Annotated in this window: 21 protein-coding genes; 9 read left to right on the top strand and 12 right to left on the bottom strand. The window is 63.6% G+C overall.

Annotation, left to right across the window (positions count from 1 at the left end):
• Positions 1-8: 8 nt before the first annotated feature.
• The 6 genes from ABIB00_RS06800 (at position 9) to ABIB00_RS06775 (ending at position 7,860) form a co-directional block, all read left to right on the top strand.
• Positions 9-836 (top strand): OmpA/MotB family protein, encoded by an 828-nt coding sequence (locus ABIB00_RS06800; protein WP_247345491.1) that lies wholly within the window; start codon positions 9-11, stop codon positions 834-836.
• Between the two features lie 270 nt (positions 837-1,106).
• Positions 1,107-3,005 carry a potassium transporter Kup gene (locus tag ABIB00_RS06795; RefSeq protein ID WP_247345494.1) on the top strand — a complete coding sequence of 633 codons (1,899 nt, stop codon included), beginning with the start codon at positions 1,107-1,109 and terminating at the stop codon, positions 3,003-3,005.
• Positions 3,006-3,144: 139 nt separating this feature from the next.
• Complete coding sequence (locus tag ABIB00_RS06790) at positions 3,145-5,073, top strand: potassium transporter Kup (RefSeq protein WP_354103810.1); 1,929 nt, start codon at positions 3,145-3,147, stop codon at positions 5,071-5,073.
• 157 nt (positions 5,074-5,230) lie between these two features.
• Complete coding sequence (locus tag ABIB00_RS06785; RefSeq protein ID WP_015686918.1) at positions 5,231-5,557, top strand: rhodanese-like domain-containing protein; 327 nt, start codon at positions 5,231-5,233, stop codon at positions 5,555-5,557.
• Between the two features lie 7 nt (positions 5,558-5,564).
• The gene (locus tag ABIB00_RS06780; protein ID WP_354103809.1) at positions 5,565-6,743 is read left to right on the top strand and encodes an aminotransferase; all 1,179 of its coding nucleotides are present in this window, start codon (positions 5,565-5,567) and stop codon (positions 6,741-6,743) included.
• Between the two features lie 4 nt (positions 6,744-6,747).
• Positions 6,748-7,860, top strand: a complete 1,113-nt coding sequence (locus ABIB00_RS06775) for a polyamine ABC transporter substrate-binding protein (protein ID WP_354103808.1) — start codon at positions 6,748-6,750, stop codon at positions 7,858-7,860.
• A gap of 131 nt (positions 7,861-7,991) precedes the next feature.
• On the opposite strand, the gene ABIB00_RS06770 is transcribed toward ABIB00_RS06775, so the two are convergent.
• The 6 genes from ABIB00_RS06770 to ABIB00_RS06745 all read right to left on the bottom strand — a co-directional run bounded on the left by ABIB00_RS06770 (position 7,992) and on the right by ABIB00_RS06745 (position 12,774).
• Positions 7,992-8,924 carry a lipid A biosynthesis lauroyl acyltransferase gene (locus ABIB00_RS06770; RefSeq protein WP_354103807.1) on the bottom strand — a complete coding sequence of 311 codons (933 nt, stop codon included), beginning with the start codon at positions 8,922-8,924 and terminating at the stop codon, positions 7,992-7,994.
• An 8-nt stretch (positions 8,925-8,932) separates the two neighbouring features.
• Entirely contained in the window at positions 8,933-10,210 is a 1,278-nt protein-coding gene (locus ABIB00_RS06765) for a beta-ketoacyl-ACP synthase (protein WP_247345509.1), read from the bottom strand.
• A 22-nt stretch (positions 10,211-10,232) separates the two neighbouring features.
• Positions 10,233-11,435, bottom strand: coding sequence for a beta-ketoacyl-ACP synthase (locus ABIB00_RS06760; RefSeq protein WP_247446723.1), 1,203 nt, complete (start codon positions 11,433-11,435; stop codon positions 10,233-10,235).
• Positions 11,432-11,902 (bottom strand): 3-hydroxyacyl-ACP dehydratase FabZ family protein, encoded by a 471-nt coding sequence (locus ABIB00_RS06755; RefSeq protein ID WP_354103806.1) that lies wholly within the window; start codon positions 11,900-11,902, stop codon positions 11,432-11,434. The genes ABIB00_RS06760 and ABIB00_RS06755 overlap by 4 nt, the downstream gene beginning before the upstream one ends.
• Positions 11,903-11,912: 10 nt before the next feature.
• Entirely contained in the window at positions 11,913-12,200 is a 288-nt protein-coding gene (locus ABIB00_RS06750) for an acyl carrier protein (RefSeq protein ID WP_007592476.1), read from the bottom strand.
• Between the two features lie 232 nt (positions 12,201-12,432).
• Positions 12,433-12,774, bottom strand: a complete 342-nt coding sequence (locus ABIB00_RS06745) for a hypothetical protein (protein WP_247345517.1) — start codon at positions 12,772-12,774, stop codon at positions 12,433-12,435.
• Between the two features lie 264 nt (positions 12,775-13,038).
• Between ABIB00_RS06745 and ABIB00_RS06740 the strand changes: the two genes are divergently transcribed.
• The 3 genes from ABIB00_RS06740 to ABIB00_RS06730 all read left to right on the top strand — a co-directional run bounded on the left by ABIB00_RS06740 (position 13,039) and on the right by ABIB00_RS06730 (position 16,550).
• Entirely contained in the window at positions 13,039-13,665 is a 627-nt protein-coding gene (locus tag ABIB00_RS06740; RefSeq protein WP_354103805.1) for a ParB-like protein, read from the top strand.
• 151 nt (positions 13,666-13,816) lie between these two features.
• Positions 13,817-13,960 (top strand): hypothetical protein, encoded by a 144-nt coding sequence (locus tag ABIB00_RS06735; RefSeq protein ID WP_247446726.1) that lies wholly within the window; start codon positions 13,817-13,819, stop codon positions 13,958-13,960.
• 283 nt (positions 13,961-14,243) lie between these two features.
• On the top strand, positions 14,244-16,550 hold the full coding sequence (locus ABIB00_RS06730) for a hypothetical protein (protein ID WP_354103804.1): 2,307 nt from the start codon (positions 14,244-14,246) through the stop codon (positions 16,548-16,550).
• 138 nt (positions 16,551-16,688) lie between these two features.
• On the opposite strand, the gene ABIB00_RS06725 is transcribed toward ABIB00_RS06730, so the two are convergent.
• The 6 genes from ABIB00_RS06725 to ABIB00_RS06700 all read right to left on the bottom strand — a co-directional run bounded on the left by ABIB00_RS06725 (position 16,689) and on the right by ABIB00_RS06700 (position 23,672).
• Positions 16,689-17,171: an MgtC/SapB family protein gene (locus ABIB00_RS06725; protein ID WP_354103803.1), complete on the bottom strand. Its 483-nt coding sequence runs from the start codon at positions 17,169-17,171 to the stop codon at positions 16,689-16,691.
• Positions 17,168-17,749 carry a peroxidase-related enzyme gene (locus ABIB00_RS06720; RefSeq protein WP_247345533.1) on the bottom strand — a complete coding sequence of 194 codons (582 nt, stop codon included), beginning with the start codon at positions 17,747-17,749 and terminating at the stop codon, positions 17,168-17,170. The genes ABIB00_RS06725 and ABIB00_RS06720 overlap by 4 nt, the downstream gene beginning before the upstream one ends.
• A 105-nt stretch (positions 17,750-17,854) precedes the next feature.
• Positions 17,855-19,594, bottom strand: a complete 1,740-nt coding sequence (locus ABIB00_RS06715) for an ATP-binding protein (protein WP_247345535.1) — start codon at positions 19,592-19,594, stop codon at positions 17,855-17,857.
• Between the two features lie 336 nt (positions 19,595-19,930).
• A complete protein-coding gene (locus ABIB00_RS06710; RefSeq protein ID WP_354103802.1) occupies positions 19,931-21,316 on the bottom strand; it encodes an esterase/lipase family protein in 1,386 nt (461 codons plus the stop codon).
• A gap of 11 nt (positions 21,317-21,327) precedes the next feature.
• On the bottom strand, positions 21,328-22,428 hold the full coding sequence (locus tag ABIB00_RS06705; RefSeq protein WP_354103801.1) for a transglutaminase-like domain-containing protein: 1,101 nt from the start codon (positions 22,426-22,428) through the stop codon (positions 21,328-21,330).
• The gene (locus tag ABIB00_RS06700; RefSeq protein ID WP_354103800.1) at positions 22,425-23,672 is read right to left on the bottom strand and encodes a hypothetical protein; all 1,248 of its coding nucleotides are present in this window, start codon (positions 23,670-23,672) and stop codon (positions 22,425-22,427) included. Before ABIB00_RS06700 ends, ABIB00_RS06705 begins: the two co-directional genes overlap by 4 nt.
• Between the last annotated feature and the right edge of the window lie 80 nt (positions 23,673-23,752).

Here is a 23,752-nt window from a genome sequence, read left to right as displayed (position 1 = left end):
TCTGACCCATGGCCAAGAAAAAACGCGAAGAAGCACATGGCGGCCATGGCTGGTTCGTGACGTTTGCCGATCTGATGGCCTTGCTGCTGGCGTTTTTCGTGATGCTGGTCGCATTCTCCACGCAGGACTCCAACAAGCTGAAGATCGTCGCGGGCTCCATGCGCGAGGCCTTCGGCGTCCAGAGCGAAGCGCGCTACGCCGGCATCATCGAATCCGACGGCCTGCCGACCCGCGCGCGGCTGAAGAACGTCGACCACATTCAGCCTGAAGACGCCTCCAACACGCCGACGCCGGACCAGGAGGATCATGACCGCACGTCGGGAGCGAAGATCAAGGTCGATCGCAATTTTGCGCTGGCGGCGGCTTCGCTGCGCCAGGCCTTGCAGGACATGCCGGAACTGACCGAGATATCCAAGCACATCATGTTCGAAGAGACCAAGCAGGGCCTCAACCTCGAGATCGTGGACCAAGACGGCCGCTCGATGTTCGCCGACGGCTCCAAGGTGCCCTATGACCGCACCCGCCGGCTGATCGAGAAGCTCGCTGTCCCGCTCAAGGCGACGCCGTTGCGCGTCTCCATCGCCGGCCATACCGCAGCCGGATTCGTGCCGACCCGCAGCGACTACGGCGCCTTCGACCTTTCGGCCGATCGCGCCAACGCCGTGCGTCAGATCCTCGAACGCGAGGGCCTGCCGCCGGCGCACGTCTTCGCCGTCGCCGGCAAGGCTGACACCCAACCGCTGTTTCCGGACGATCCCTCGCTCGCGGCCAACCGGCGGGTGACCATCACCCTGATGCGCGAAGATCCGCCGCTGCCGCCGAATTTGAAGCCGTAGGGTGCTTTCAAGCGAAGGGACGCCGGTCGCGCGAAGAAAACCCGTCGAAATCAGAATTTGGAGCCGGTTCCGGTGCAATTGAAACGGAAAGGCTCCAAGCCCTTGCGCTACGATCTTACCTGAGGCATGTCGTCGCGCGTCGACGACCGTTGCTGCGCCGTCACAGCATTCGGCTCCGCGCCTGCTAAGGTGGCGTGTCGTTTGACAAGCGCGCCGGAACCGTCAAAAGGCGCCGGATCATTTCTCGGGAAGAAGCGTTTCTAGTCTCTCATGACGGCGAGCATCACATCGACCGAACCCCAGGACGCGCCAGTTACCTCGGGATTCTGGGGCCTGACGCTCGGGAGCATCGGCGTCGTCTTCGGCGATATCGGTACCTCGCCGCTTTATGCATTTCACGAGGCGGTACGGGGCGCGGCCCATGGCGCGCCGGTCTCGCGGGTCATGGTGCTCGGCGTGCTCTCGCTGATCCTCTGGGCGCTGCTGATCGTCGTCACCGCCAAATACGTGCTGCTGCTGCTGCGCGCTGACAACAACGGGGAGGGCGGCACGCTTTCGCTGATGGCGCTCGGTCAGCGCGCGCTCGGGCGGCGGAGCTGGTTCCTGATGGCGCTCGGCGTGGTCGGCGCTTCCATGTTCATCGGCGATTCCATGATCACGCCGGCAATCTCGGTGCTGTCGGCGGTCGAGGGCCTGAAGCTCGCAACGCCTGCGTTTGAACACTACGTCGTGCCGCTCACTGTCTTCATCCTGGCGCTGCTGTTCGCTGTCCAGAGCAAGGGGACGGCACTGGTGGCCTCGGCCTTTGGCCCCGTGATGGTGATCTGGTTCACCGTTCTTGCCGTACTCGGCATCATTCACATCGCCGACGACCCGTCGGTGCTTGCTGCCATCAATCCCTATTACGCGCTGCAATTCCTGCTGTCGCATGGCACGATCGGCCTGGTGACACTGGGCGCCGTGTTCCTGGCTGTGACCGGCGGCGAGGCGCTCTATGCAGATCTCGGCCATTTCGGCCGCAAGCCGATCCAGTCGGCCTGGATGTTCTTCGTGCTGCCCTCGCTCCTGATCAACTATTTCGGGCAGGGCGCGCTGGTGCTGTCCGATCCCAGCGCGATCGAGCACTCGTTCTACCGCATGGTGCCAGAGCATTTCGTGCTGCCGCTGGTCGGACTTGCGACCGCGGCGACCGTGATTGCGAGCCAGGCGGTGATCACGGGGGCCTATTCGCTGGTCTATCAGGCTGTGCAGCTCGGCCTCCTGCCGCGCTTTGAGGTGCGCTTCACCTCGGAAACCCACGCCGGCCAGATCTATCTGCCGCGTGTAAACCGGCTGCTCCTGATCGGTGTGATGCTGCTGGTGCTGTTGTTCCACACCCCCAGCAATCTGGCTTCGGCCTACGGTATCGCGGTCTCCACCACCATGGTCGCCGACGGCATCATGGGTTTCATCGTGATCTGGAAATTGTGGAACTGGCGCGCCGCGACGGCCGCAGTGGTGATCCTGCCCTTTGTCGTGGTCGACCTGAGCTTTTTCAGCGCGAATCTTCTGAAGCTGCTCGAAGGCGCCTGGGTGCCGCTGTTGTTCGGCGTGGCCATGGCCGGGACAATCTGGACCTGGCGGCGAGGGTCGGGGATACTGATCCAGAAGACGCGCCGGATCGAGGTGCCGCTGGACGATCTGATCCGCAGCCTGGAGAAGCGGCCGCCGCATATCGTCAAGGGCACCGCCGTGTTCCTGACCAGTGATCCCTCTTTCGTGCCGACCGCGCTGCTGCACAATCTCAAGCACAACAAGGTGCTGCACGAGCACAACGTGATCCTGACGATCGAGACCGCGCATATGCCGCGAGTCGATCTGTCCGAGCGTTTCCGGATGGAGAAGATCAGCGACAAGTTCTTCAAGGTCCGCCTGCGCTTCGGTTACATGGAGCAGCCGAACGTGCCCAAGGCGCTCGCGATCGCGCGCAAGCAGGGCTGGCAGTTCGACATCATGTCGACGTCGTTCTTCGTGTCGCGGCGCTCGCTGAAGGCGTCGGCGCAGTCCGGCATGCCGCTCTGGCAGGACCATTTATTCATCGCGCTGAGCCGGTCCGCCAACGACGCCACCGACTATTTCCAGATTCCCACCGGGCGGGTGGTTGAAGTCGGAACCCAAGTCACCATTTGAACGCGATCGGCTGAGCAATGCAGAATTGCATGGCTAAGGCCCAGAATCAGGCTAGGCTATGCCGATAGCGCAGGCCTATAAGCCGCGCGCCCTTCCGCCATTGTGCAGTGAAGCATTCTAGAGGCCACCAGGCTCTCCCATGACAAGTGACCTAGCGATTTCCGCCCCGGAAACGGCGGCGGCCAATGGGCATGGCGATGCCCACACGACCGCCCGTTTCGGTGCGCTGACGCTCGGCAGCATCGGCGTCGTCTATGGCGATATCGGCACCAGCCCGCTCTACGCGTTCCGCGAGGCGGTGATGGCGGCTTCCGGCGTGGAGGGCGTGCCGACGCAAGCGGCCGTGCTCGGCGTGCTCTCACTGATCCTGTGGGCGCTCATCGTCGTGGTGACGCTCAAATACGTCGTGATCCTGCTCCGCGCCGACAACAACGGCGAGGGCGGCACGCTGGCGCTGATGGCGCTGGCCCAGCGTGCGGTCGGCACTGGCGGAGCCACCATCGTCCTGCTCGGCATCATTTCCGGCGCCCTGTTCTACGGCGACGCCGTGATTACGCCGGCGCTCTCGGTGCTGTCGGCGATCGAAGGCATGAAGGACGTCACGCTGCGCTTCGAGCCCTACATCGTACCGCTGACCATCATCATCCTGGTCGGACTGTTCGCCGTGCAGTCCCGCGGCACAGCTCGCGTCGCCGCCTTCTTCGGCCCGATTATGTGCGTCTGGTTCGCGGTCATCGCGGCAGCGGCGATCCACCCGATCATCGAGCAGCCGCAGGTGCTGTACGCGCTGAACCCGCTCTACGCCGTGTCCTTCATGTTCCACCACGGCATCATCGGCTTCGTGACGCTGGGCGCGGTGTTCCTGGCGGTCACCGGTGCCGAGGCGCTCTATGCCGACCTCGGCCATTTCGGCAAGCGGCCGATCCAGATCGCCTGGCTGTCCATCGTGCTGCCGTCGCTGGCGCTGAACTATCTGGGGCAGGGCGCCCTCGTGCTCGGCGATCCCGGTGCGATCGTGAGCCCGTTCTTCCAGCTCTTTCCGCAAGGCTTTTTCCGCGGCTGCATGGTCGTGCTGGCGACCGCCGCAACTGTCATCGCGAGCCAGGCGGTCATCACCGGCGCCTATTCGCTGACACGCCAGGCGATCCAACTCGGCCTGCTGCCGCGCTTTGAAATTCGCCATACGTCTGAAGCCCATTCGGGCCAGATCTTCATCCCGCGCATCAACCAGCTCCTGCTGCTCGCGGTGGTGCTGCTGGTGCTCTTGTTCCGCTCCTCCAGCGCGCTGGCCTCGGCCTATGGCATCTCCGTCACGGGCACCATGGTCGTCACGGCGATGATGGGTTTCGTCGTGATCTGGAAGGTCTGGAAGTGGTCGCCGTTCACGGCTGCCGCCCTGATCGCGCCGTTCCTGTTCTTAGATCTCACGTTCCTGGCCGCCAATTTGCTCAAGGTGTTCGAGGGCGGCTGGGTGCCGCTGGCGCTCGGCGCGCTCATGATCATCCTGATGTACACGTGGCGACGCGGCAGCCGGCTGTTGTTCGAGAAGTCGCGCAAGCTCGAATTCCCCCTCGCCGACCTCGTGGCGATGCTGGAGAAGCGGCCGCCGCAGCGCGTACCTGGTACCGCGGTGTTCCTGACCAGCGATCCCCTCAGCGCCCCGACCGCGCTAATGCATAGTCTGAAGCACTACAAGGTGCTGCATGAGAAGAACGTCATTCTCACCATCGAGACCGCGCAGACCCCGCGCATCAATCCGGCCGAACGGGTGAGGCTGGAGCAGATCTCGCCGACCTTCTCCAAAGTGACGCTGAAGTTCGGCTTCATGGAATCGCCCAACGTGCCGAAGGCGCTGGCGATCGCCCGCAAGCTCGGCTGGCAGTTCGACATCATGTCGACCTCGTTCTTCCTGTCGCGGAGGGCGCTCAAGCCGGCCGCCCATTCCGGCATGCCGCGCTGGCAGGACCGGCTGTTCATCTCGCTCAGCCGTTCCGCCAACGACGCCACCGACTATTTCCAGATCCCCAGCGGTCGCGTGGTCGAGGTCGGAACCCAGGTCACGATCTGATCCTCCATTTGAGGGTCGCACTTCAAGTGGCTGCGATTTAACTTTAACTTGCACGGATGAGCCCAAGCCTTTGTAGCGCTTGATTTTCGCTCACCGAGAGGCGAGGTTGCCGCCCGCGGGGATCACCCCGGATGCGGCTGCGACGTTGGAGGATGATATGGCAAACCAGGTACAGGATCTGACCCCGGACGAGGTCTCCAAGGGTGTCGCGGAGGGCCGCTATCTCCTCGTCGACGTTCGCGAGCCGAACGAGGTGGAAGCCGAGGCCTATCCCTACGGTGTCGTCGTGCCGCTCTCGACCTTCGATCCCAAGGCGATCCCCGATCCCGCCGGCAAGGAGGTCGTGTTCGCCTGCCGCTCCGGCAAACGCTCGGTCACGGCCTCGCTCGCGGCGCAGGCGGCAGGCCTGCCGTATGACAAGCATCTGGCCGGCGGCATGTTGGGCTGGAAGGCGGCGGGTCTTCCCAGCAAGGTCGGTGGCTGACCGGCCGATGACCAAGAGCTCGTCCCTGAACAACGTTTTCGCCGACCTTCCCGTCACCATCTTCGAGGCGATGTCGCAGGCCGCGCGCGACAATGCCGCCATCAATCTCGGGCAGGGCTTTCCCGACGATCCCGGTCCTGAGGACATCCGCCGCGCCGCGGCCGATGCATCGCTGAACGGCTACAACCAGTACCCGTCGATGATGGGCCTGCCGGAGCTGCGCCAGGCGATCGCCACGCACTACGACCATTGGCATGGCCTCAAGCTCGATCCGATGAGCGAGGTGATGGTGACCTCCGGCGGCACCGAGGCGCTGACTTCGGCCATCCTCGCGGTGGTCCAGCCCGGCGACGAGGTGGTGTGCTTCCAGCCGGTGTACGATTCCTATCTGCCGATCATCCGCCAGGCCGGCGGCATTCCGCGCCTGGTCCGGCTCGAGCCGCCGCATTGGCGGCTGAATGAGGAGATGCTGAAAAGCGTCTTCACTTCAAAGACCAAGGCGGTGCTCTTCAACAATCCCCTGAATCCGTCCGCGGTGGTGTTTCCGCGCGAGGACCTCGAGCTGCTTGCGCGCTACTGCCAGGAGTTCGACGTCATCGCGATCTGCGACGAGGTCTGGGAGCACGTCACCTTCGACGAGCACAAGCACATCCCGCTGATCACGATCCCCGGCATGCGCGATCGCACCATCAAGGTCGGCTCGGCCGGGAAGATATTCTCGCTGACGGGCTGGAAGATCGGCTTCGTCTGCGCCGCGCCGCCGCTGCTGCGCGTCGCGGCCAAGGTGCACCAGTTCCTGACCTTCACCACCGCGCCGAACCTCCAGGCCGCCGTTGCCTATGGTCTCGGCAAGCCAGACGAGTATTTCCTGTCGATGCGCAAGGACCTGACGCGGAGCAGGGACCGCCTCGCCAAGGGGCTGGAGAGCCTCGGCTTCCCGGTGCTGAAGTCGCAGGGCACCTACTTCCTCACCGTCGACCTGTCGCCGCTCGGGCTCAACGAGAGCGACACCGAGTTCTGCTGGCGGATCGTGAAGGACTACAAGGTCGCGGCCATCCCGGTCTCGGCCTTCTACGAGCAGGACCCCGTGACCTCGGTGGTGCGCTTCTGCTTTGCCAAGAAGGACGAGACGCTCGACACAGCGCTGGAGCGGCTGTCGGACGCGGTGCGCAGGCGCAAGAGGTAGGGAGATGACGAACGTCGGCCGCTCAGGGGCTCGCCTTGGTCTCGCGTTCGCCGCGGCGCTGGCGTGGCTCCCGGGTTCCGCCGGGGCCGAGGAGCGGGTCGTCAACTTCTACAACTGGTCGAACTACGTGGCGCCTGACGTCCTCGATGCCTTCACCAAGGAGACCGGCATCAAGGTGGTCTACGACACGTTTGATGCCAACGAGACGCTGGAGACGCGCCTGATGGCCGGTAAGTCCGGCTATGACGTCGTGGTACCGACGGCTTATTTCCTCCAGCGCCAGATCAAGGCCAACATCTTCCAGAAGCTCGACAAGTCGAAGCTGCCGAACCTTGGCAATGCCTGGCCCGTGGTGACCGAACGTCTCGCGATCTACGATCCCGGCAACGTCTACGCCGCCAACTACATGTGGGGCACGACGGGCATCGGCTACAACGTCGCCAAGTTGAAGGCGATCCTCGGGCCTGATGCGAAGATCGACAGCTGGGACATGGTATTCAAGCCGGAGAACCTCGCCAAGTTTAGGGATTGCGGCGTGCACATGCTCGATTCCGCCGACGACATCTTTCCGGCGGCGCTGAGCTGGCTCGGGCTCGACCCGAACTCGACCAAGCAGGCTGACCTCGAGAAGGCCGCGGACGTCGTCGCCAAGGTGCGCCCCTCTGTGCGCAAGTTTCACTCGTCTGAATATTTAAGCGCGCTCGCGACCGGCGAGATCTGCTTCGTGGTGGGCTGGTCCGGCGACATCATGCAGGCCCGCGCCCGTGCGGCCGAGGCGAAGGGCGGCATCGAGATCGGCTACACGATCCCGAAAGAAGGCGCCCAGATGTTCTTCGACAATCTCGCGATCCCCGCGGATGCCAAGAACGTCAAGGAAGCCTACGAGCTGATCAACTATCTCTACCGCCCGGACGTCGCCGCCAAGAACTCGGACTTCCTGTCCTACGCCAACGGCAACCTCGCCAGCCAGAAGCTCGTCGATCCGAAGATCCTCGGCGACAAGAACGTCTATCCGGACGAGGCGACACTCTCAAAGTTGTTCGTTATCACGGCGCGCGATCCGGCGACGCAGCGGGTGATCAATCGACTGTGGACCAAGGTGAAAACGGGGCGCTGAGGGGTTGGGAGGAGCGGACGCATCCTGCTCAGTCGTCATGCACGGGCTTGTCCGGGCATCCACGTCTTTCCTGCCGCGTGGCGATGCGTGGATGGCGGGGACAAGCCGGCCACCGCGGAGCGGCGAGCCCGCTACCGCCATCTCCGATGCAGCCATAGCCACTGCTCGGGATGCTCGCGGACCCAGCCTTCCACCACGTTCGTGATCGCCTGCGTCGTGCCCTGGATGTCGATCTTGCCGTCGGCGTCGCGCACCGGCGGGATCTCTTCCGTCAGTTCGGCGCGGAAACGGTTGCCGGGCAGGCGGATAATGCGGACGCCATGGATGGGACAGTCGACCTGGCGCAAGAGGCGCGCCAACATCGGATTGGCGCGGGTCTTGCGGCCGAAGAAGGTAACCTCGACGCCGCCGGTCAGATACTGGTCGATCAGCATGGCGACGTGCTTGCCGTCCTTCAGCGCCTGCGCGAGCCGTAGCGGCGCGTCGCGTCCCGCCGGGATCAGCGTGCCCATGTTGACCTGGCGCATCTCCTGAATGATGCGGTCGGCGGAAGCAATGTTCGGCCGGCGGTAGAGGATCGCCGTGTCGAGCCCATGCGCAACCGCCGCGAGCGCAGGCAATTCCCAGTTCGACAGATGGGCTGCGAAGATCAGCGCCGGCTTGCCGTCGTCGCGGATGCGGTCGAACAGCTCGATGCTATGCTTGGGCAATTCGATCCGGCTGTTTTCCGGATGATCGCGGTCATAGTCCCAGACGTGGTCCATATGGGCGAATTCGGCGCCGACGCGGCCGAGATTGTCCCAGACGCCCATCAGGATGGATTCGATCTCCTCCGCCGACTTTTCCGGAAAGGCGGCTGTGAGGTTGGCGCGGCCGATCCGATGCTCGCGCAGGCGCGGCCCGATCAGCTTGGTGACGCGCGCGAAAAAGTCCGAGGTCTTGGCCGGATCGAAATAGCGCGTGGTGCGCAGCATGCCGACGGTCGCGGCGCCGACCAGGCTGCCGCCGATCGACTTGGCGACCTCCCGCGCGCGGGCCTTCGTCCTCGCAGGAAGCAGCGCCATGCGGCCGGTCAGGCCGGTTCGCGGGTCAGGATCAGCGATGCGTTCTGGCCGCCGAAGCCGAACGAGTTCGACATCACCGCGGTGACGCGGGCGTCGCGCGCCTTGTTGCCGACGACGTCGAACAGGATCGTGGGATCCGGATTGTCGTAGTTGATCGTCGGCGGGATGCGCTGATGCTCCAGCGTCAGCAGCGAGAAGATCGCCTCGACCGCGCCTGCGGCCGAGATGGTGTGGCCGACCATCGACTTGTTGGAGGTGACCGGAATCTTTTGCACGAGCTCGCCGAACACCGCCGATGTCGTATTGTACTCCATCTTGTCGTTCTCGGGCGTCGCGGTGCCGTGCGCGTTGATGTGGTCGATCTGGTCCGGCGTCATGCCGGCATCGGCCAGCGTCTTGTTCATGCAGCCGATGATCGGCTTGCCGTCGGGCGACGAGCGGGTGCGATGGAAGGAATCGGTGAGCTCGCCGCAGCCGGCGATCACGCCGAGGATTTTTGCGCCGCGCGCGGTGGCGGCTTCATAGCTTTCCAGCACGAGGGCGCCGGCGCCTTCGGCCATGACAAAGCCGTCGCGGTTCTTGGAGAAGGGGCGGGAGGCTGCCTGCGGCGGATCGTTCTGGGTCGACAGCGCCGAGAGCAGCGAGAAGCGCACCAGCGCCTCCGGATTCACGGTGCCGTCGGTCGCCACGCACAGCGCGGCGTCGGTCTCGCCGCGGCGGATCGCCTCGACGCCGAGCTGGATCGAGGTCGCGCCCGAAGCGCAGGCTGTCGACAGCGAGATCGGCGAGCCCTTGGTACCGAAGGTCTCGGCGAGGTGGGCGGCGACCGAGCCGAACATGAAGCGGTGATGATAGGCGCTGTATTTGCCGCCGCCGGAGATGCGCAGCAGATCGTCATAGGTGAAGTCGAGCGCGCCGACGGCGCGGCCGAGCTCACGGCGCTGCGGCCATTCGACCTCGACCGGCGCAACCGCCAGGAAGAGGGGACCCGGGAAATCGGCCTTGGCGCCGATGCCGGCCTGCGCGAGCGCTTCCTCCGTCACCAGTTCGGCCATTCGCTCGGACAGACCGGTGGAGGAGAACGGGTCGACGCTGACGAAATCCACGGTGCCGGCCATCGTGGTTTTCAGGCCGTCGACCGGAAAGCGCGTGATGGTGCGAATTCCGGATTCACCGGCGACGAGCTTCGCCCAATTGTCGCCTTTGCCGTTACCGAGCGAGGTCATGATGCCCATGCCGGTGACGACGACGACGGGACGCCCGAGTTTGTCGCGTGGTGCAGTCATGTCGATCCCCCGATAGAGCTAACTAAACTGCCTCGACCAGCGCCATGCCTTCGCCGCGCCAGTGTCCGGCCCCCACGACCACAATCTGGGTGGGCGCCCCCTGCATTTCAATCTCGGTCCCGGTCGAATCGTTCGGCGGAAACAGCGCGCCGCGCGAAATCGACAGCGCCGCGAGCGCAAGGCCGAGCGGGAATTGCGTTTCCATGGTGTGGCCGAACATCGTGCCGGTCGAGCGCACCGGGAAGTCGGCGTGGCCCTTCAGGAAGCCGCGCTCTTCGCTCGTGGCGGGCTCCGCGCCGGTCGCGCCGGATATGATCGCGCCCTTGCCGTCGCGCTTCGGCAGCTTCGCCCAAAGCTTCTCCAGCGTCGCGGCCATGTCGCCGGGCTGCTTGCGGCGGGCGAGGTCGGCAACGACGCTCGACAGCTTTGCGAACGGCTTTGCGCCACGCGCTTCCGCATGCGCCTTCGATTCCAGTACCAGAAACGCGCCGGCCGAGCCGAGCGCGAAGCCGGCGTGGTCCTCGCGCGCCCACACCGGAGCGAACTTGTCCTTCAGGTTGAAGTCACCGAACTCGTAGAGGACCATCAGGTCCTTGCGCTCGCCATTATGCGAGCCGCCGATCAGCGCGATGTCGCTCTCGCCCGAGGCGATGCGCGCAAGCGCGATGCGGGCGGCGTCGGCGCCCGCCACCTCTTCGCCCATGAAGGTGCGCGAGGTGCCGCCAATGCCGTGGACGATCGCGATGTTGCCGGCGAGCAGGTTGGAGAGCTGCGCCAAAAACAGCGTCGGCCTGAGATCGCTCATCAGGCGTTCGTTGAGGAAGCCGGGCGCGTTGGCGCCCTTGGCCTCGGCCGTGAGCACGCCGGTGTCGACGTTGAGATCGCGCTCGCCGCCGCCGGCGGCGGCGACCATGTCGATCTTCGACAGAATGTCCTTGTTGCCCTTGATGCCAGCGGAATCGAGCGCAAGGCCTGCGGCGTAGACGCCGATGCGCTGCCAGGCTTCCATCTGGCGCTGGTCGCCCTTCTTGGGTATCTGGCTGTCGTAGGTAACAGGCATCAGGGGATGCACGATGTAGGGCGCAAAGCCCTTCTCATCGACATTGATGCGCTTCTCCTGAAGCGCGGCCCAGTTGGCGTCGAGGCCCTCGCCGAGCGAGGTGGCAAGGCCAATGCCGGTGATCCAGACTTCCGTCGGGCCGGGCTTCGAAGCAGTCTCAGTCATGGCGATACGGCCTGTTGCGGAAAGCCGACCCGTTTCGCGACCGCGTCCATGTGGGCGCGCATATCCGCATTGGGGAAGGGAATCTGCGTGAAGGTCAACGTCGAATTCGCTCGCAGCTTGCCGCCGACCTTGATCTTGGCCTCGGTCATCGCGTAGCCCGAGCCTTGATGCGAAAGGCTCGCCTCGATGCTCATGAGATCGCCGGGGAACACCGAACCGCGGACCTTGGCTTCCTTGACGGCGGCAAGGATCGGCATGCGCTCGAACTTGAGCACGCCGAGCTGAAGCCAGCCCGAGGCCTGCGCCATCGATTCGATCAGGAGCACGCCGGGCATCAGGGGATAGCCCGGGAAGTGCCCCTCGAAGATGGTGCTCTCCTTCGGGACCAGCGCCTCGACGACAATCGTCTGCGCGTCGATGTTGAGGTCGACGACGCGATCAATCATGTGGAAATATTCGAGTTGCATGACCGCGCGCTTACGCGCTCGCGCCCTTGGCCGCAACCAGTTCGTCGATGCGGGCGCACAGGTTCTTTAGCACGAAATACTGCTCGGTGGTCGCCTTGCCGTCGTTGACCTCCTGGGTCCACTTTTCCAGCGGCAGCTTGATACCGAACTGCTTGTCGATCGCGAACGCGATGTCCAGGAAATCGAGGCTGTCGATGCCGAGGTCGTCGATGGCATGGCTATCCGGCGTGATCGTGTCGCGCGGGATGTCGCAGGTTTCAGCGATGATCGTAGCGACCTGATCGAATGTGGAGGACATCACTAAGCCTTTGATATTTTGCTGATATTTGTCGGATTTTCCAGAGGGGAACGGTGGGTCTGCATCGCGCCCCTGATGACGCCCTCAACCCCCCTCTGGCCGGGTCGAAAGCCCGTATATCGGAGCGCCGCCCTGAGTTCAATGGAGCCGGATGGGGTGGGGACAGGGCTGGGGATGCCGGCGGGAACCCGTTCGGTCGAGGACCGGCCGCGGGCCCTGCCAGATATCTCGCCTAGGCGTGCGGAGTCGTGATCTTGAGGCAGTCGCGGCGGCCCATCAGCACGCAATCCTGGGTCCGGCGCAGATCGGCGATGCTCACCGCAAGCCAGATCCCGATCGCGGTCAGCGCGATGGTGAAGGCCAGCGCTGCGATGTTGGCGAGCATGCGATGGCGGAAATCGTCCGGTTCAGGGCGGGCCTGCTCGTAGCGCGACAGGTCGAGCGGCTCGGGCCCGACGCGCAATTGCTGCACGGTACCGTTGCCCCGGGAGGCCGTCGGGGAAGGCGAGGTGCGCGGCCTGAACTGGAGCACCCGGTGCTCGTCATCCGAGCTTATGGGCCGCTGGGTTTTCATGGTGCAGGGATCACTCCGAAGCAGCGATTTTTAGATAGCATACGTGGTGAACGCGTTGCAGAAAATCTTCTCAACGCGCACGTGCATTGCGCATTCGCACTATCCTGCTCGGGCTGCGGTGATCACGGAACCGACGTCCGGGCATGCAGGAGGCGCGTTGCAATAACTCTGCGGTCAGCTGAATGCATTTTGCCGGCGCGAAGCCCGTGGCATAGTCCAGGGAACCTGAACCACCAGTTGCAACCATGGAAGGGCCCTTCGACCATGACCACCAACACGCGCGAGCCGAGAGTGCATCCGGTGCCGATCCTGTCGCTTCGGCCGACGCAGATGACGGTCGGCATGCGCGAGGTCAAGGAGAAGCGCAAGCGCTGGCGCGAGCACGACAAGAAGAAGCAGGCCGATCTGCTCGGCAGGCACATGATCCCCGTCGTGCACGGCCCCGACGGGCGCTATTACGTGATCGACCATCATCATCTCGGTCGCGCGCTGCATGACGAGGGCGTCAAGGAAGTGCTGGTCACCATCGTCGGCGACCTCAGGATGGTCGAGCGCGAGGCGTTCTGGGGCGTGATGGACAACAAGCGCTGGGTCTATCCCTACGACGCCAAAGGCGAGCGGCGGCCGTTCCGCGACTTGCCGAAATCGATCGTCGATCTCAAGGACGATCCGTTCCGGAGCCTTGCCGGTGAGCTTCGCCGCATGGGCGGCTTCGCCAAGGACACCACGCCGTTCTCCGAATTCCTGTGGGCCGACTATCTACGCCGAAAACTGTCGCGCAAGGCGGTGGATGCCGATTTCGACAAGTCGCTCGAGAAGGCGATGTCCTCAGCCAAGAGCAAGGATGCGATCTATCTGCCCGGCTGGTGCGGACCGGCGGAGGATGATTAGGGCGAGACGCTCACTTCAGCACGGCGTGCGGCACCACAAAACGGACCTCATCACAGCCGCTTGAGCGAAATCATTTCCCGCGCCCCATGAAGCGGTCCTGAAACAGAGCCGGTCCATCTTTCAGGTAATTGAGCTCACACAGGAGGCAGGAATGCGCCGTCTGGTTTTCGCCGTTGCCTTGCTCGCGGTCGCCTCAGCAGGGATCTCGGCCTCGTTTGCCGCAGTTCATCACACCAGGACATTGACATTTTCCGAGCGCTTTGCGCCGGCGCTCGAGTTGATGGCGAAGCGCTAACGGCATAGTCGCACCCCGTAGGCAACGCAGCGTTAGTAGGGCCGGGCGTCGGTACCCACTTCGTTCGAAAACGCTTCAGCGCAAGGGAAGGCGATGAAGCGGCCTTGGGAACCTCACATAGGTCCCCAACCAATGAACCTTTGCGTAGTCCATTCAGACTTATCCACGCCGGGTTCTGCATCACACCCGCGGGGGCTGAAAGCGCCGCGTGCTGCGGATAGCAGAGTTTTCCATGATCCCGGTAACGTTGCGGCCGACGCTTTGAAAATTGCGCCCGACACTCATGGAGCGCCAGATGAACGCCCAAGATCGTCCTGAACTCGACGCCCTCGTGGCGGCGGTCGCTCGGCAGCTTGCTGGCCCTTTTCGCGGCAAGCCAGTGCAGCCGGATCTCGAGCAACTACCGCTCCCCTGGGATCCACAGCATCAGCTTCCGGACGTACTTTGGCCCAGGCGACACCTCGCGCTGGCCGGCCTCGAGTTGACCCAATCAATCCAGTACAACGGCGCCGTCGGCGTCAGCTACGGCGACGACAATTCGATCCCGCTCGTTGCGCTCAAGCCGCTGGTGGTGCGTGCCTATCCATACGTGCAGCCCGGCGTTGCCGAGCCGGACACACTCACTGGCGCACGCGTTACAGGTGAGCTGGTGCTTTCGGTTGGCGATCGAATCGTTTACCGCACCGGCCCTACGCGCGCCGACGGGGCCCGGCTCGGCGCGCGTAACGAGCTCTCGCGCGAGCTGTGGGACAACGAGTTGACGGTCCCAGTTGGTGGACCCGGCGCGCTTGCGTTCCACCTCGCGCACGTCAATTCGTCGCTGAATTTTTTCGTGCCAGCATGGTATTGCCGGACCGGCCACTTTTATCTCTCCGTCCGGCTCTGGCGTGCTGGCAGCGACGGCGCTTTATCCGCGCCCCAGGACCGCGCCACGACCGGGCGCTATATCGATTTTATGGATGTGCGGCCGCCGCGTGTCGCCGTCGCCAGGGTCAACTGGACCGACAGCTCCGGCAACGTTACGAGCCCCGCCGACGCGATTATGCTCAGCACGATGCGCACGGCCGAACGGATGCTGCCGTTTCCCTATTTTGAGACGACGATTCTTGGCACATCGACGAACAGCTCGGCAGCATTTGCGTCCGCCGCGACGGGTGGAGGTTGTAACACCGCGTGGACCGGCCTGCTCGCTGACTTGGCTGTCACGCGCATCTTCACCGCTCTGTTCCAGCTCGGCGATATTGTCTTCGCGTTTGTGCCGAGCGCAGCTGTTCCCGCCGCTGCCGGCACCTACAACACGGGGTGCGGTCGCGCTGAAGGCGTCGGCGCCGCCTTCGCGGGGAGCGACACACGTTTTGCCTACGATTTCATTTTCGCCCACGAGATGGGACACGTCTTCACCTGCAACCACGTCGCGGTGCCAGGCGACAGCAGCGATGACCCGAACTATCCAAACTATGGCGGAAGCAAGACCTCCATCGGCGAAGTCGGCATCGATCCAGGAACGACGCCGCCGACGCTGTTCGGCCCGTCGGACACATCCGACGTCATGTCCTACAAGTCGAAGCAGTGGATCTCGCCCTACACCTATCTGAAGATCCTTAATGCGCGCGAGAATCACCAATCCGCACCGGCCGATCCGCGTCGCGTTCGTTCGCTCCTGATCCTGGCAGTGCGGGTGCATCGCCGCGTCAGCGACGAGAACCGCATCGAGATTCGCAAGGCTTACCGGATCGAAGCCGCCGGCATGGTATCGCGGCCGAGCGATGGCGCCATTTCGCCGCTCTCGGTTGATCTGCTCGATGCCCATCGCCGGATCATTGCGACTCATCATTGTCTCTACACACGCGCGCAAGCGACCTGCGGCTGTTGTGGAGGAGGTGTAGCCGTTCCGCTCGACCGCGAGCCGTTCTACGATCTGCATGAAGCGATCGAATGGCCGAGCGAGGAAGTCGCTGCCATCTCGTTGCATGATGGCCGCGAACCGCTCGCGACTTTCGAAGTGGGCGAACCGCCGCAGGTCGATATCAGCGGCCCCGAGCGGCGGGACCAATTCCTCGCGCTACGCGTGCACGCGCGTCATCCGCGGGCCCAGCCGTCGATAGTCGTGCTGTTCAGCGGTGATGATCGCGAGACATGGCAACCGGTCGCGTTTGATCCTCCAGACGGCGAGGTGCTGGTGGAAAGCGAACGCTTGCCCGGCGGCGAACGCTGTTTCTTCCGCGCCATCGCAACCGCGGAATTTCGGAGCGCGAGCGCCGACAGCTCTCAATTCGAGCTGCAGCGCAGCCGTCGCCGGCTCTATCTGCGACTGCCTGATCCCCAGTGTCCGATCGCGCCAGGCGCCGTGCCGTTGGGCGCGATGATCGACTGCCGCGGGCTCGGTGTGGTCCGGTCCGATGAAATTCGGTGGCATTCGGATCTGGACGGCGACCTAGGTCTTGGGTACGAACTCGTCGCGCAATTGCAGGACGGACGGCACCTTATCACGGTAACCGCGCCGGACGGACGCGGCGGGTCACTTGCCGAACGCGGCATTATCATCGTTGGTGGTCGCCCCGCCGGCGTTGTAGGCCAAGCCCAGTTCTAACGCATACACGTGCGCTGCGTTCTCGCGGACTCCCGCCAGGATGGCTTTTCCGATCCTGGCTCATTCGAATGCAGCGCCCAGTGCGTTGCCACAGTATCACCGGTACCGAACTGGTGATCCGCCAGTATAGAACTCGCTCTAATGTTCCGGCATTTCCGTCTCGTGCGCCTCGTCCTTGCCGCCGACCATCCGGTGCAGAAGGCGCTCGATGCGGCGGCCGACTGTCAACAGCACGAAGGCGAGCGCCAGCGCCACCAGGACGATCTTCCATTCTCCCACGCCGCAGGCGATGCCGATGCAGGCGGCGAGGAAGGTGCAGGCGGCGCTGGTCAGGCCGCGCACGCGGAAGCGGTGGCCCTCGTGCACGATGACGCCGGCGCCGAGAAAGCCGATGCCGGTGAGGATGCCCTGGATGACCCGGCTCGTGGCATCGGTCATTTTGCCCGGCTCGGCGAACTGCACCGCCAGCAGCACGACGGTCGCGGTGGAGAGCCCGACGATGCCGAGCGTTTTCAGTCCGATCGGCTTGCCGTGCAGATCGCGGTCGAGCCCGATCGCTCCGGTGGCGACAGTCGCTGCGCCGAGACGGGCAAGGATTTCGGGCCAGTCGAGCTCGGTCATTTCTTCGGTAAGCGTCCCATCAGATAGAACTCTTCATTCGGCCGCATGCCGGTGAAATTGGCGAGCCGGTTCGACAGCGCGAAGAAAGCGGAGATCGCGGCGATGTCCCAGATGTCATCGTCGCTGAAGCCATGCGGGGCAAGTGCTGCGAAATCCTCCTCGGAGGTACGCTGCGCGTCGGCCGAGACCTTCATCGCGAAGTCGAGCATCGCCTTCTGCCGCGGCGTGATGTCGGCCTTGCGGTAGTTCGTAGCGATCTGGTCGGCAATAAGCGGGTTCTTGGCGCGGATGCGCAGGATCGCGCCATGCGCGATCACACAATACTGGCACTGATTGGCGGCCGAGGTCGCGACCACGATCATCTCGCGCTCGGCCTTGGTGAGTCCGCCGTCCTTCTCCATCAGCGCGTCATGATAGGCGAAGAAGGCGCGGAACTCGTCCGGGCGGTAGGCCAGTGTCAAAAACACATTCGGCACGAAGCCGCTCTTCTCCTGTACGGCGAGGAGGCGCGTGCGGATATCGTCGGGGAGCGCGTCGAGGGCGGGAGCAGGGAAGCGTTGCGCGGCGGACTTTGTCATTGGTATGGATTCCGGCTTGGGGCCCGCAACCATAGTCGATGCGGGCGTCGTGCTCAACTTGGCCAAGGGCTATCGCCCTTGCGAGGTTGGGGACCCAGCGTTGCCTTACCGCAGTGGCTTCTTCAGCAGCGAGAAGCGGTCCGGGTCCAGCCCCATCGACGGTTGCAGCATCGGCGCCTCGACGTTGGAGAGCGTCTTGGCCGGCGGCGCCGAGAACACCGGGTCATTCGGCACGTCGCGCTGCGAGGTGGCACCACGCCAGCGCTCGAGCACGGCGCCGACGAAATGCATGTCGTGACCGGAGGTGACGGACGGCACGCTGCTGATGGTGGCTTCGCCGCGCGGCAACTGGTGCGGCGGCACCTCCTTGAAGCGCAGCCGTGTCGGCAGTGCGACACCTTCGCCGAACGCCAGCACTTCGCGGGTGCCGAGCGAGGGCACGAACGAGAGCAGGTTCGCGGCCGCATCCGACACCGCGGCGCGGAGCAGCGCCTGGTCGCGTTCGTTGGCAAGACGCATCGTGAACAGCGTGTTGCACTGGGAGATGATGGTGGCGTCGAGTTCGGCGGGACGCTGGGTGATGAGGCCGAGATAGACGCCGTATTTGCGGCCTTCCTTGGCGATGCGCGACACCGCCTTGCGGGTCGGCCCGAAACCGACATTGCGATCGGCGGAGGCGTAGCGGTGGGCCTCTTCGCAGACGAACAGCATCGGCGAAACGCCGTCGCTCCACAGGCCGAAGTCGAAGGCCATCCGGCACAGCACCGAGACGACGGAGTCGATGACCTCGGCCGGAAAGCCGGCGAGCTGCATCACCGTCATCGGCTTGCCGTTGGCCGGCAGGCGGAACAGATGGCTGATCACCTCGGCCATGGTGTCACCGCCGACATTGGCGTTGTCGAACATGAAGGCGTAGCGCGGGTCGTTGCGGACCGCCTCGATGCGGGAGATCAGCTTGTGATAGATGATACGGGAGGAGCGGTTTTCGAGCTTGCCCATCCGCTCGTCGATCAGCGACATCAGATCGACCAGGCGATAGGGCACCGGCGTGTCGACGGTGTAGCCGATCTGCTTGGGATCGATGCGCTTCAGGCCGATGCGGTCGGCATTCTGGTACTGGGTGTAGACGCCCTTGGCGAGCGGAATGACCTCGGCGAGGACGTCGAGCTCCTCGGGCACGCCGGCGCGGCCACCGAACAGCACATCGACGATTTCCTCGAAATTGAACAGCCAGAACGGCAGTTTCAGATTGCGCGGGTTGAGCACCAGCGCGCGGTCGCCGAAGCAGCGTCCATATTCGTTGTGCACGTCGAGCAGGAAGATACGCAGGTTCGGGCGTGCCTTGAGGATCTCGTTGAGCAGCAGCGACACGCCGGTCGATTTGCCGACGCCGGTCGATCCCAGGACCGCGAAGTGCTTGGAGAGCATTTCCTCGATGTCGACATAGGCGACGACGGAGCTATCCTGCTGAAGGAAGCCGACATTGATCTGGTCGGAGCCGGTCGGCGCGTAGATCGTGCGCAGCTCCTGGCTCGTGATCAGGTCGACGGAATCGCCGATGGTCGGATAGTTGGTGACGCCGCGCTGGAATTTGGCCTTGCCGGCGGCATTGAGGATTTCGCCCAGCAGGTCCACCGAGGCGATTGCGATCAAATTGTCGGTGCTCGAGAGGTTCTCGCAGGACACCTCGGTGATCATCGCGACGATGACCGAGCTGGCGCAGCGGATGCTGACGAAACGGCCGACGGTGGCCCGAACTTCCGAGTCCGGCATCCGGCTTTCAGCCAGCAGCCCGACCCGCGCGAGCGATCCGCGAACCGAAATCACGCGTCCAAAGGATGTCACAATGAATGAACCTGGCAAGAGCAAGCGCTTTGCCCGGACTATGCGCGGCCGTCGCTGGACAAACGGTTAAACGGCAACCGCTCGCGCTTCCTTAAATCCGCGACAATTCGGCCGTGAGGTTTGTTCCCAATGCATACTTATGGGCGGAAACGGCCGGGAAATGCCGCTTTTCCAGGCCGGTTGGGGGTGCGGGTGGGTTAAGGAATGATTTACCATATGATCTGACATCGACCTTTCTGCGCGTACAGGTGCCGCGTCGAAGCCGCTGGTGCCGCTGCGACGGCAATTGCGCGCGCTGTTCCGCGAGCATGCGACAAAGCCGTCGATTCCGGGGGATTAGGCCAAGCTGCGCCGGATGAAGCCGATGGTTTTGGCCTGGCGAAAATAATTGCAGTGCCAAACGTCGGGCGAGTTGCCGAAATCCTCGACGCCGTGGATGGCGAGCGGGAAGCCCGTCGCTCCCAGGTCCGACATCGAGACCGTATCGACCACGAGATCGTTCTTGTCGGGAAAGATTTCGTCGGCGGCCAGGTCGCCGATCCGCAGTGCCCTGAAATTTTTCCAGAACTGCCAGCCGGGATCCGTCGTCTCGAAATTCGACTGCACGACGAAGTAGGCGGGCTGAGTCGTGCAGGGACCGAGCCGCAGCAGATTAAGTTCGTAATTGTTTTCGATCATGGATTGTCCGAACAGCCCTGGAACCAGCGCAACCAGCCCGTCAAGGAGCGGCGTGTGGGCAAGCGTGCCGGTGACGGTCATCACCACCTCGACCAGCTTGCCGGCAACCCACAGGAACGGATTGGCCCCACCGGCGAGCTGTAACGTTTTCTCGGCGAAGGTGCCGATATTGGAAAGCAGGCTCAGCGCATGCTGGAGCTTGTCGGGCGCGGCGAGCGAGGTGCCGTGGAGCGGCGAGCCCGCAAAGACGACGCGCGTCGTGGCGGCGAGCGAGCGGCCGAACGCCTCCAGCCACCACCGCACGATCAAGCCGCCGCGGCTATGGGCGATGACGTCGATTTGTCCAATTGCATCGACGAATGCGCGCCCAAGCTCGAGCGCATTCAGAACCGGGCTGACGGCAAGGGTCGCGTGCTCGAAGACGAGAACCTGATCGTACTTGTTGGATCCGTTCAGGGCGGAGCCAAGGAACGCCTGGCCGTCGGCGGTGGCCTGGAACTCGCCGATCATGTTGACGGCGCTCGAGAAGGTGCCGTGGACCAGCAGCAAGGTGCGCCCCTTGAAGGGACCGTGGGCATCGGCGGCGTCGATGACGAAGTTGGACGGGCCGCCCCGCAGCTGGCGTATGTGTGAGCGCAGCGAGACGTCGATTGCGGAGTTGAGGCGCATGTCGATGGCGCCGATGGCTGCGGCGGCCCTGTTCGGCTGGAGCCTTGGAAACTCCTTGGTCAGGATCACCGTCTGATCGGGAAGTGGCGGCGGCCCTCCGGCCCGCCGTGCGCGGCGACGGCGCTGTGGCGCTTCCGCGCGTGCCGGAACGCCGTCATACCAGCGCAGGACACCGTTTTCCTCGACCAGCGAAGCCGCAAGGATGTTGTCGTCGGGTGTGTTGGACGCGCGCCGTCTGCGTCGGCGCAGGCCGGCGACAGAGTCCATTCTGTCGTCGTGATCGACATAAAGAGGCACGAACAGGTCGTCGTTGTCCGCGACCGCCTTGATCTGCGACAGGAAACGTCCGGGGTCTTCCGCAACAAACTGTGACATGTGCGATGCCGTCATTCATCGATGATCGGAAGCGGGGTGACGCTCAGGCTTCGTGCGTGCTGGATGTCGAGCATGCTGTCGAATTCCTTTTGGCTACGCAGATTGGCCCGTCCTTCGGTTTGCGCGTCCTTGAAGCTGTAGGCCCCGGTCAGGTAGGTGGCTTCCAGCATCACGAGGTCGCCCGACGTCACATAGGCCATGATCTCGGCGTAACTCATCTTGGTGAGCCTCCAGCCGTAGGGATCGACGTAGGGCAGTCCCGCGTCCCTGGTGGCCGCGTCCCCGACGCTCGGCACCGTTGCCGGTATCTTGATCACGCCCACGAAGTCGTCATGCGCCTCTTCCGATCGCCAATAGCCGACGAAGGCATGTCCGCTGAGCAGCACTACGACTGGGAAGATGCCGACATATTCGAGGCACGAGGCGAGCAGCAGCGCGAGGTCGATGCAGGTGCCGGTGTTGGACGCGACGATCTCGCTCGGCGTGCGCAGCCGCTGACTCTGCTCGGAATAGGCAGGAGGAGGGTTGATGTACTGGAAACGATACTCGTTCACGAGCGCGGTCCAGATGGCTTGAACCTGGCGGTCGACGGCGCCATCCTCGTCCTGCTGATAGCCGTCGAACCCGGCTCCGGGATCGTCGAGAATGCCGATCAGGTAGCGTCGCGAGGCGCGGATGATCGCAAGAATTGCGGGATCTCTGGGCAGCACGAAGGAGGGCAGCCACGGGTTGTTCTTGGTGTCATCGATCCATTCGTCAACGGGGATCAGCGTGACACGTCTGGTTGCCTCGAACGCCGTCTCTCCTGCGCAAGTCACTTTCACGTACACCGCGGACTGCACCCGCTCATGCAGCGAGCGCGTCAGGCTGGCGGTGAGGGGAACGATCACCTTGGAGGACAGCGGCAGCTGCAACTCTGTCATGACCGGGATCGTAAGGCGGTAAGGGTAGTTCTCGGCGCCGACGCAGAGCTCGACTTGAATCGTGATCGCATCGACAGGATGCTGAATAAGCCGGGTCAGCGTCAACTTATCGAGCAAGGTCCTGTTGTTGTGCAGCAGGGAGTAGTTGATTTCCGGAGCGACCCCCAGGTCCACCTTGATCGGAATCATGAGGCTGCCCTCTTCTTTCGGGAAGATGCCTTCTTCTTTGCCGGACTAGATCTCTTTGCCGGACTGGATTTCAACGTCGGCTTCGGGATGGATTCGGTGCCCGGCGCGAAAATACTGCGTCCCATCCAGATCACGATCGATGTGCCATGCACGTCCAACGGCATCGCCTTCCACGACATCAGGAATGCATCCGGAATCGACAGGATCAGTTGATCCGTTCCGTGGCACCAGTTCCAATAGAATGTTTGAAAGAACAGCTCCGCGACATCGTCATCGATCTCGTCGAGAAAACCGAGAGCGACATGGGCTCCCTTCCTGACCAACTCGCGCGCGATACGCGCGCCGGAATAGTAAAGATTGAGCGTCACGATCCGGGGTGGGGTGGTTGGGTTCACAAGGGTCTCGGCAAGCTCTTCGTACAGAACGGGAAGCTCGCTTTCGTGGGCCTGGCGAAGGATCATCCCATCAGGCAGCCGTCCGGCCTTGTCGATGATCGTGTTGAAGAGCGCCTCGTTGTTCTTCTTCATGTTCGGATAGAAATCATCGATGATCCACCCGGCATGGTGAGTATCGACCCCGGTGACGTGGATCGCTTCCCAGTTCGCACTGCGGACTTTCTCGGCGAGTTCAGTTTTCTGGGGTGTTCGCAGAATCGTGCGGTATGGGTCGTCGTCCGGTCTGTTGGATGCAGCGACCGCGGCATCGATACGCTGTTCCTCGTCCTTGAAGTCGTACTTGTCACCGAAGCGTCCGGGCGCGCTCTCGACGAAAAGGACGCTGTTCGGGGGGTGAGGCCTGACCTTCGCAAAACCGCTGCTGAAGAGCCGCGAGATCAAGGTGCCGTGGTAACGGCCCTCTGTGCGCGTGCCGGCGCTGAGCAGGTATTCCCAGGGAATTTCGCAGGCGGCTTCGTGGATCGCGCAAGCCTCTTTATCTTGACGATCCCAGTCGTACAGTTCGACCTCGATACGGTCTACATGCGCCAGGTCCTGCAACCGTTTGGACGACACCCCCACGCGGGCGAGGTCCTTGGCGGCACGTTTGCCGATGGATTTGCGCAAGTCGGAATCGGAAGCCCAGCGCGAGCGAACCCGCAGGAGATAGGTCCACTCCTGCGCGAGGCGTGGGAGGAGTTCGGGATTTTTGATGTCGGTGTCTTCGATGCCGGATGCGCGAATGGTGGCGATCGATCCCCCCGGCGTCGAACTGCCGGCCGAACCCGTGCTCCCGGATTGCTTGGCCATCGAGCTTCCCCCAACTCCCGGCGCACCGAGCGCTTGGCTGCTACTCGGGTTCCCAACCATACAGCTTGGGATAGCGTGCG

Origin of the sequence: Bradyrhizobium sp. LB14.3 (genome assembly GCF_040547985.1) — a bacterium.
Lineage (GTDB): Bacteria > Pseudomonadota > Alphaproteobacteria > Rhizobiales > Xanthobacteraceae > Bradyrhizobium.
Note: the sequence above shows the minus strand (reverse complement) of the source record. Positions and strands in the feature narration are given on the sequence as shown.